6 protein-coding genes and 1 pseudogene are annotated in these 4,938 nt (G+C 74.6%); 4 read left to right on the forward strand and 3 right to left on the reverse strand.

Annotation, left to right across the window (positions count from 1 at the left end):
- A partial coding sequence (locus A7B18_RS20885) for a CHAD domain-containing protein (protein WP_102128589.1) occupies window positions 1–632 on the forward strand: 632 nt, incomplete at its 5' end.
- Window positions 633–655: 23 nt separating this feature from the next.
- Here A7B18_RS20885 and A7B18_RS20890 read toward each other — a convergent pair.
- Window positions 656–1,303, reverse strand: coding sequence for a nucleotidyltransferase family protein (locus A7B18_RS20890; RefSeq protein WP_102128590.1), 648 nt, complete (start codon window positions 1,301–1,303; stop codon window positions 656–658).
- 149 nt (window positions 1,304–1,452) lie between these two features.
- Between A7B18_RS20890 and A7B18_RS20895 the strand changes: the two genes are divergently transcribed.
- Window positions 1,453–1,917 carry an SRPBCC family protein gene (locus A7B18_RS20895; protein ID WP_102128591.1) on the forward strand — a complete coding sequence of 155 codons (465 nt, stop codon included), beginning with the start codon at window positions 1,453–1,455 and terminating at the stop codon, window positions 1,915–1,917.
- A 63-nt stretch (window positions 1,918–1,980) separates the two neighbouring features.
- Here A7B18_RS20895 and A7B18_RS20900 read toward each other — a convergent pair whose 3' ends face one another.
- On the reverse strand, window positions 1,981–2,268 hold the full coding sequence (locus tag A7B18_RS20900; RefSeq protein WP_102128592.1) for a hypothetical protein: 288 nt from the start codon (window positions 2,266–2,268) through the stop codon (window positions 1,981–1,983).
- 100 nt (window positions 2,269–2,368) lie between these two features.
- Entirely contained in the window at window positions 2,369–3,391 is a 1,023-nt protein-coding gene (locus A7B18_RS20905; RefSeq protein ID WP_102128593.1) for an acyltransferase family protein, read from the reverse strand.
- Between the two features lie 83 nt (window positions 3,392–3,474).
- On the opposite strand from A7B18_RS20905, the gene A7B18_RS20910 reads away from it, so the two are divergent.
- Together A7B18_RS20910 and A7B18_RS20915 are read left to right on the forward strand one after the other, a co-directional pair.
- On the forward strand, window positions 3,475–4,374 hold the full coding sequence (locus A7B18_RS20910; protein ID WP_102128594.1) for an AAA family ATPase: 900 nt from the start codon (window positions 3,475–3,477) through the stop codon (window positions 4,372–4,374).
- A gap of 2 nt (window positions 4,375–4,376) precedes the next feature.
- Window positions 4,377–4,938 (forward strand): annotated as a pseudogene (locus tag A7B18_RS20915) (hypothetical protein); the annotation flags it as partial.

A 4,938-nucleotide genomic window follows, 5' to 3' on the forward strand; every position in this document is an offset into this window, starting at 1 on the left:
GCGCGTGGCGGGACCTGCGCCGCGCCGCCGCCCCGCTGCGCGACCACGACGTGGCCGGGGGCCACCTGCACGCCGCGCTCGTGGGGCTGGGCGCCCCCCCGCCGCTCCTCGACCGCTTCGACGCGGAGTGGGTTGCCCGCCGCGCCGCTCTGCTCGCGGGGACCGACTGGCCCCAGAAACCGCCCGCCTACGACCTCAAGGGGGGCTGGAAGGGCCGCGCCCGCAAGCTCGCCGCCGGGGACGTGGACGACCTGATCGGGGAGGGCGAGGCCGCGCTGGCGTCGGAGGACACCCAGCCCTGGCACGACTGGCGCAAGAACCTCAAGCGTCACCGCTACACCCTCGACCTCCTCGGTGACGTGCCCACGCCGCTGACCGACGTGCTCGACGCCCTGGGCCGCCTTCAGGACACGGAGGTCACCACCTCGCTGCTGCGGCAGGACGCCACGCTGCCGGGGCTGCTGGGCGAATTCCGCGACCAGCTCATCGTGCGCGAGGAGGCGGCGGGCAAGGCGGCGCGGGCGTGGGTGCGGACCCTCTTCCCGGCCTTCTCGGACGCCCTGCGCACGGCGAGCGAGCCGGAGAAGAAGGCGGGCAAGAGGCCGAACCCCGAGCCCGCCGCCCGGGCCTGACCTCCGCCGGGGAAAAGCCGGGATCACACGGACGGAAGGCCCGCCAGCCGCGCCTCCGCCTGAGCGAGCGCCTCCGGGGTATCCACGTCGAGGAGGTGCTCGGCGGGGAAGGTCAGGGTGACGACCTGCGCCCGGTGCCCCCGCACGAGGGCGCGGGGACCGTGGTCGGCGTCGGGCAGGCCCGGCAGCTCGGCCAGGAGGTCGGCGCGCAGGAGGTGGGGCGGCGCCCCGACGGTCTCCCCGCCCGGGTCGCCGTAGCGCGCGAGGACGGCGGGGGCGCCCGTCTCACGGAAGGCCCGCACGAGGGCGACGTGCATGGCCGGGGTCAAGAAGGGCATGTCCCCCAGCGCGAAATTGGCCCCGGCGACTCCCGGGGGCAGGGTCTGCGCCGCGACCCGGAAGGAGCCCAGCAGCCCGCGCCCCGGGTCGGGGTTCACCGCGAAGGCGAAGGGCAGGTCGGCGAGGGCCGCGCGGACGCCCTCCCCCACCTCGCCCGGGGGCAGCACGGCGAGCAGCCCGTCGTGTCCGCCCCCCGCCAGGGCCAGCGCCGCGTGACGCACGAGGGGCACGCCGCCCAGGGGCAGGAGCTGTTTGGGCTTGCCCATCCGGGTGCTGCGCCCCGCCGTGAGCAGGACGCCCCAGACGGGCGGGGGGGGGCCGGGCGTGGACATGGGGCGAGTCTAGCTCCCCCGCGTCCCCGGCCCGCTCCCCCCACCGGGGCCACCCCCACCGGGCACAATGCAGGAGGCTTTACAATTCGTTCGAGCGGTCCCGGTGCCCCGCGGCGGGCACGCCTCTCAGACACTTTCGGAGGTCACCCATGAAACTCAATTACAGCGGTCAGGAGCAGGTGCAGGCCCCCCCGGCGGCGGTGTGGGCCTTCGTGCAGGATCCCGAGCGGGTGGCGCGTTGCCTGCCCGACGTGCAGGAGGTCGTCGTCCACGACCAGACCCACATGGACGCGACCGTGCAGGTCGGCGTGGGCATGGTGCGCGGCAAGTTCAAGTTCAAGATCGAGGTGCTGCCCGACGAGGCGCAACACCGCGTCAACGTGAAGGTGCAGGGCGGCGGGCTGGGCAGCGTGGTGGACCTCACGGCGGGGGCGAATATCGTCGACAACGGCGACGGCACGACCACCCTCGACTGGACGGGCGACGCCACCATGCGCGGGCCGGTCGCCACGGTGGGCGGGCGTGTGCTCGACGCCCAGGCGCAAAAGCTGATCCAGAAGACCTTCCAGAATATGAGTGAGCAGGTCGGCTCCCGCTCGGGCACGCTGGCCTGAGCGGGAGAGGCAGCGCCGCCCCGGCCCCACCAGGGAGGGGGCGGCGCTGCCTCTGCGCCGGACTCAGGCGGTGGGGGCGGGGGTGGGGTCGGGCTCGGGGACCGGGCGCGCCCGCTGCGCCCCCGAGACGAACCCCGCGACGCTCGCCGCGGCGGCGACCAGCCACAGCAGCCGGGCGGGGGAGGGATCGAGCAGGGCGCCGAGCCACACGGCCCCCACCGAGACGGCGACGTGGGCGAGGACGGGAACGGCGGGCAGGCGGCGGGCGTGACGGAGGGCGGCGGCCCGCCCGCCGAAGTGGAGGCCCGAGGCGGCCACCATCAGCACGCAGAGGAGGAAGGGCACGGTCATGACCCCGAGGGTAGAGGGGAGGCTGTCACCCGTCCCTCACCCGCGCCCGGATGGACGGAAGGTAAAGGGCGGGGACGGTCGCATGCCCCCCCCTTTCGGGTCAGGGCCGCGGGACCTGGACAGGTCGGCGGCTGACCGCGCGGTCCCTGAGTGCTAGAGCGCGTCGCTCCACGAGGTGCCAGGAAGCGCAGGCCAGCGCCGCGGTGATCGGGACGCTGACGAGCAGGTTGGCGGCGGGCGTGAGGCCGTAGCCGAGGGCGACCACCACCTGCTGGACCAGCATTCCCCAGAGGTAGATGCCGTAGCTGGGATCACCCCAGCGACCCCAGCCCGCCAGATGCGCACTCCGCCCCAGGTGAAGCAGGGCGTACAGTCCGGCGGTGCTGGCGAGCAGGCGCAAGCCCGTCCCGGCGGTCCCCGCGACGACCAGCAAAAGCGCCGCGAGGGCGAGGTCGCGCCGCCACGGCACCCGGGTCCGCCAGGCGTGCAGCGCCGCTCCGGTCGCAAAGGCGAGCGGGAGATACAACCACGGTTGCCCGTGCGCTCCCGGTACCCGCCAGACGATCACGCCGAGGACCACAGCGAGGGCCGTGACGCTCTCCCGGGTGAGGAGCCGGGCGACCCCCAGCGCGAGCAAGGCCGCGTAACAGCCCACCTCGTACTCCAGGGTCCACAGGGGGCCGTTCACCACGCGGGGCAACGGATTGGTCTCGAACAGCCCCGGCAGGAACCGCTGGCCCCCTGGAGGCTGGTGCAGGAACAGGTTTTGCACGTACGCCCACGTCTGCACGCTCGCCCAGTACCCGCCGGGGTCCGTGCTCAACGCCGGGCCAATCAAGACCACCGTCGCGGCCACCACCACGATCAGGGCGGGCCAGACGCGCAGGGCCCGGGCCCGGGCGAAGGCCGCCGTGTCTGGGCGGCGCTCCCACGATCCCATGACCAGGTAACCGCTCATTCCGAAAAATACCGTGACGGCGAGTGCCCCCAACGTCATCTGTCCGTCCGAGAGTCGGTACAGTGGGTCCGTGTCGACGCCCCCGCTCGTCACCTGCCAGGCGTGGGAGACCATCACGGCCAGAGCGGCGAGAAGACGCAGGGCATCGAAGCTGTTGTGTCTCACCGGATCAGGGTCACTTGCCCGGCCTGTCCTTTTTCTTTCTCCCCCCGACCCCACCCCGCCCCGAAACACGCGAGGATAGAGCCATGAGTGAGCGCCCCGAGCCGAGCCCCGCCGCCCCCGCCCCCGTCCCCGCGCCGACCGACTTGCGCGCCGCCTTCCGGGAGCGGGGGTACGTGGCGGGCGACGCCCTGGCGACGGCGCTGCGGCTCGTCGTGGCGCTCGGCAAGCCGCTGCTGCTCGAGGGCCCGGCGGGGGTCGGCAAGACCGAGGCAGCCAAGACGCTCGCGGGGGCGCTGGGCACCCGGCTGATCCGGCTGCAATGCTACGAGGGGCTCGACGCGCAGGCCGCCCTTTACGAGTGGAACTACGCCCGGCAACTCCTGCACCTGCGCGCGGCGGAGGCCGGGGGGCGCCCGGTGACGGACGACGACCTCTACGGCCCCGAGTTCCTGATGCGCCGCCCGCTGCTGGAGGCGATCAGCCAGCCCACCCCGCCCGTCCTCCTGATCGACGAGGTGGACCGCGCCGACGACGCCTTCGAGGCCTTCCTCCTCGAACTCCTCGCCGAGTGGCAGGTCACCGTGCCGGAGCTGGGCACCCTCGCCGCCACCTCCCGCCCGCACGTCCTGCTCACGAGCAACCGCGCCCGCGAACTCAGCGACGCCCTGCGCCGCCGCTGCCTGTACCTGTGGGTCGACTACCCCACGCGGGCGCAGGAGCTGGAGATCGTCAAGGCCCGGCTCCCCGGGATCGGCGAGGCGCTGGCGACCCAGGTCACGCGGGCCGTCCACGCCCTGCGCGAGCTGCCGCTCGGCAAGCCGCCGGGGGTGGCCGAGACCCTCGACTGGGCCGCCGCGCTCGTCGCCCTGCACCGCGACCACCTCGACGCGGAGGCGTTGCACGTCACCCTGGGGGCGGTCCTCAAGCTGCGCGAGGACCAGGCCCTCGCCCGCGCGACCCTCGAACGGCTGGCGAGAGGTTGAGGGTGGGCGGGGTCCCGGACGCGCCCTCTCCCCTCCCCGCCGACCTCCCCGCGCGGGTGGTCGCCTTCGCGGCGCGGCTGCGGGCGGCGCACGGCTTCCTGATCGGCCCCGGGGAGGTGACGGACGCCCTGCGGGCCCTCGGGGAGGTGGACGTGCTGCGGCTGCGCGAGGTGCGCGACGCGCTGCGGCTGGTCCTCACCGCCAGCCCCGCCCAGGTGCCCGTCTTCGACGCGGAGTTTGAGGCCTTCTTCCGGCCCCGCACCGGGCCTCCCCCGCCCGAGCTGCCCCCCCTGTTGCCGCAGACGGAGGCGCCCGCCCCCCCACCCCAGACGGCCCAGGGCGACGCGGGCGAGCCGCGCCCCGTGCCCGGCGAGTCGGGGGCCGAGGACTCGCCCGAGGAGGGCGAGGAGCAGTCCCTCCAGGGCCGCACGCCCCCGCGCGAGACGGAGGGCGAGCCGGGCGACCATCCCCTCCTCGTCGCCTACCTGCTCGACCCCGCGAACACGAACATGCCGGCGGTGGCCGAGCGGTACCTGAAGACCTCGTGGCCCGCCGAGGCCGCCG

This window comes from Deinococcus planocerae (genome assembly GCF_002869765.1).
In the GTDB taxonomy this organism is placed as follows: domain Bacteria; phylum Deinococcota; class Deinococci; order Deinococcales; family Deinococcaceae; genus Deinococcus; species Deinococcus planocerae.